We start from the raw sequence: 4,040 nt of genomic DNA, 5'->3' as shown, positions 1-4,040 counted from the left end.
CCTGGCGCTCAGCGCCTCACGGTCGTCAGGCTGGGTGCTGTTTGCCGCCGTCGCGTATCCCGGGCCCGGGCTGCGGGTGGGCGTCGACCTGGAAAATGCGGCGGGCACGGAGTTCGTCGGCTTCGACGACGTTGCCCTGACCGCACGGGAGCGGCGCCATCTCGACGCGCTGGAACCCGGACGTCGGGCCCAAGAGCGGGCACGATTGTGGGCGCGCAAGGAAGCCTGGTTGAAGATGACAGGCGAAGGGCTCAGGGTGGCGCCGGATTCCCTCGAGGTGCTTGAACGGCCGGGGCTGTGGGACCTGGAGCTCCCGGCCAGCGCTGACGGCCGGGATCTTCCGGCCGGACTCCTCGCCGCGCTCGCGGTAACGTCCCGCTGAGTCCTTGGCTTAGCTGAATTCCAGGGTCAGCTGAAAGCGGGCAGGCCTGCTTGGTACAGCCACGGTTCCAGGACACTGGCCGCGTCGAGTCCCGGGACGTAGGCGTTGGCCGCAGCGATGAATTCCTCCGTGGAGACCGAGCTGTGGCGCTTGGCCTCTGTCCAATGCCGCAGCAACCCGAAAAACGCTGCGTCTCCGCATGCACGCCGGACGGCATGGAGGGCAAGGGCTCCGCGCTTGTAGACGCGGTCATCGAACATGTGCTCCGGCCCGGGGTCCCCGATCACCAAGTCCTGGGCGCCCATGTCGAGCTTGCGCCACGCCGTCTTTGCGCGGTTGGCGAGGGACATGACGCCGGCTTCCTCGGACCAGATCCACTCCGCGTAGCAGGCGAAGCCCTCATGCAGCCAGATGTCCCTCCAGCTGCTCACCGTGAGCGAGTTGCCGAACCATTGGTGGGAAAGCTCGTGGGCGATGAGGCGCTGCGCGTCCCACGATTGCTCCATGTGGTTCCGGCCGAAGATCGAGAGGGTCTGGGCCTCAAGGGGGATTTCCAGTTCGTCCTCGGTCACGACTGCCGTGTATTCCGCAAAGGGATACGGACCGAAACAGTCCACAAAGGTGCGCATCATGTCGGCCTGCCGTGCCAGGCCTTCGCGGGCCTCGGTCAACAAACCGGGGGTGACGGCAACGAACTGGGGCACAGGAGCCTGCCGCAGGGCTTCGGCATGATGGGCCGTCCCGGGGCGGATCCCACCGGGGGCGGGGCTGAGCTGGTGAAGCCGGTAGCGTCCGATTTGCACCGTGGCGAGATAGCTTGCCATCGGCTCGCCCTGTTCGTAGACCCAGGTTTCGCGGCTTGATTTCCTGCTGTGGGAGACGAGGCGGCCGTTGCAGATGGCGCGGTAGTTGTCGTCGGTGGTGATACTGATCAAGTAGCTGGACTTGTGCCGCGGATGGTCGTTGCACGGGAACCAGGACGCGGCACCGTTCGGTTGCCCGGCAACGAGCACGCCGTCCTCAAGCTCTTCCCACCCGACTTCGCCCCACAGGCCCCGGCGCGGCTTCGGGTTGCCGTCGTAGCGGAGTTCAACCGTGAAGTGCTGGCCTGCCCGCAAGCGGTCTTTGACGGTGATCACGAGGTGCTCGCCGCGCGGCTGAACTTCGGCACTTTCTTGCCGTCAACCAGGATTTTGGAAGCCCTCAGGCCCACCAGGTCCAAGACTACGGAGTCCGTGTCTTCGAGGGTTATGCAACGGAGCATGGCGCGGCCGTTGAGCCGGTTGCTGCCCAGGCTATAGTCCAGGTCCAGCTCGTACCTCAGCACCTGGAATGCCGTGCTCCCGTGGTGCAGGGTGTAGGGATCGGCGGCAGTCGCGGTTGTTTCCTGCGCTTGGGTTGTTCCGGGTTCGCTGCGGCTCATGTGCGCTGGCTGCCTCCGTGTAGCTTGTTGTGCTGCGGTCGTGTCACGGGCCGGTATTTCACGCCCTCTTGCCAATCTACGCTACGGTCCGGACCACGGGCTGACCGGGTTGCCCATCCAGTATGTGCCCGCGGGAACCGTCTCGCCACGCATAACCAGCGACGCCGGTCCCACCGTTCCGCCGGCCCCGATACTTGCGCGCGGCAGGATGACGCCGTGCGGACCCATCGTGGCGCCATCCCCGAGGACCACGGTATCGATGCTCATGATGCGGTCATGGAAGAGGTGTGTCTGGACCACGCAGCCACGGTTGACCGTGGAGCTTTCGCCGAGCGTGACGAGGTCGGCTTCGGGGAGCCAGTAGCTCTCGCACCAGGTACCCCGGCCGATTTTCGCCCCGAGGGCACGGAGCCACCACACCAACGCAGGCGTGCCGGATGCCGAACGTGCGAACCATGGAGCACTGACCATCTCGATGAAGGTGTCCACCACTTCGTTGCGCCAGATGAATGAGCTCCACAGGGGGTGCTCGCCCTCTTTGATGCGCCCCACCAGAATCCATTTCGCGGCGACCGAACTTGCCGCGGCCACCGCGCCGGCCGCGAGGACCACGACGCTCCGAGGACGGCGGCAAGCCAGTAGGAGGTCTCGGTGGCGATCCAGTCGAGGGCCAGCATGATGCCGACGGCGATCCCCACGGTCAGGATGACCGGCACCAGCCGGCATAGTTCCCACAGGGCCCGTTTGGTCTTGAGGGCCAGCGGCGGGTTGAAGGTGAGGCTCAGATCTGCGTTGACGGCGGTCCGGCGCAGCCTGACGGGCGGACTGCCCAGCCAGGAGGTGCCCGATTTGGCCTTGGCCGGCGTGGCCGACAGGACCGCGACGAGTGAGTTCTTGGGCACGCTGCGTCCTGCGGCGGTCATGCCGGAGTTGCCGAGGAACGAGCGTTTGCCGATCTTGGCCGGTCCGATCTTCATCCAGCCGCCGCCGAGCTCGTAGGAGGCCACCATGGTGTCGTCGGCGAGGAACGCGCCGTCGCCGATGGTCGTCATGCGTGGCAGCAGCAGCACCGTGGAAGCCTCCACATTGCGGCCTACTTTGGCGCCCAGCAGGCGCAGCCACACGGGCGTGAAGAGGCTGGCGTAGATGGGGAAGAGCAGATCCCGGGCCATGTCCAAGACCCGTTCAGTGGCCCAAACCTGCCAACCGACGCGGCTGCGGACGCGATAGTATCCCTCCTTGAGACCGACGCCGAGCATCCGGGTAGTCGCCAGGATCAGCAGGAGATTGCACAGGAACCAGGCGAGTGCAGCCAGGGGAATGGCAAGCAGGAGTTCAGGGAAGGCATCCTGCAGCGAGCTCCGGCCTTGGATGAAGACCAGGATGACGATCGCGGCGACGAATGCCGAAATGTACGGAATCAAGGCGAGCAGCGCCGAGGCGGCAGCGAACGCCGCAAACCAGAGCCGGCCGATCAGGTGGTGCGACGAGGGGGTCTCGGGCCATCCATTCTTGGCTTTGCCACGGCGTTCGGCGGGGGATCCGGCAACGAGGTGCCCGGCCTTGACCTTGCCCAACACCGCGGAACCGGGCTCCACCCGCGCGCCCGCGCCGATGCTGGTTCCTGGCATCAGCGTGCTGCGGGAGCCGACTGTGGCCCCGGCACCTACATGGATGGCGCCGATGTGGACAAAGTCACCGTCGATCCACCAGGCGGAGAGATCCACTTCGGGTTCGATGTTGCAGCCGCTGCCCAACGACAGCAGTCCTGTGACGGGAGGAAGGGAGTGCAAATGGACGTTGTTCCCTATCTTCGCCCCCAGTGCCCTGGCGTAGTAGGGAACCCACGGAGCGCTGGCAAGGCTGATGGCGCTCGAAAGGTCCTGGATCTGTTCGGCCAGCCACAGCTTCAAGTGGACTTTGCCCGATCGCGGGTAGGTTCCGGGTTGGACCCCACGCAAGAGGGTTCGCGCGGCCAGGATCGAGATGCCCATGCGTCCGGGCGGGCTCACGAACACCAGCCAAGACGCCAGGATCCACCACCAGGACACCACGGGAGCGGCTGTGAAACCGGCGAGGTCGGCCAGCAAATGGTTCGCGGCCATGAGATACGTGAGCCAGCGCATGCCAACCAGGATGTTGAGGAAGATCCCCATCAGGGTCTGGAAGACCTGCGATTTCCGGGAGGTGGGGCGAACCGTGCGTTCCGCCGCCGGCGCTGTATGCCGCCTTCGG

Annotated in this window: 1 protein-coding gene and 2 pseudogenes; 1 reads left to right on the top strand and 2 read right to left on the bottom strand. The window is 65.8% G+C overall.

Annotation, left to right across the window (positions count from 1 at the left end; all coding sequences use genetic code 11):
- On the top strand, positions 1-382 hold a 382-nt coding region (locus AHiyo1_RS04780), incomplete at its 5' end, for a 4'-phosphopantetheinyl transferase family protein (RefSeq protein WP_148667469.1).
- A gap of 26 nt (positions 383-408) precedes the next feature.
- Here the strand turns inward: AHiyo1_RS04780 and AHiyo1_RS04775 are convergent.
- A pseudogene (locus tag AHiyo1_RS04775) lies at positions 409-1,805 on the bottom strand (M1 family metallopeptidase).
- A gap of 84 nt (positions 1,806-1,889) precedes the next feature.
- A pseudogene (locus tag AHiyo1_RS04770) lies at positions 1,890-4,040 on the bottom strand (Pls/PosA family non-ribosomal peptide synthetase); the annotation flags it as partial.

The organism is Arthrobacter sp. Hiyo1, from assembly GCF_001263615.2.
Taxonomy (GTDB): domain Bacteria; phylum Actinomycetota; class Actinomycetes; order Actinomycetales; family Micrococcaceae; genus Arthrobacter.
Note: the sequence above shows the minus strand (reverse complement) of the source record. Positions and strands in the feature narration are given on the sequence as shown.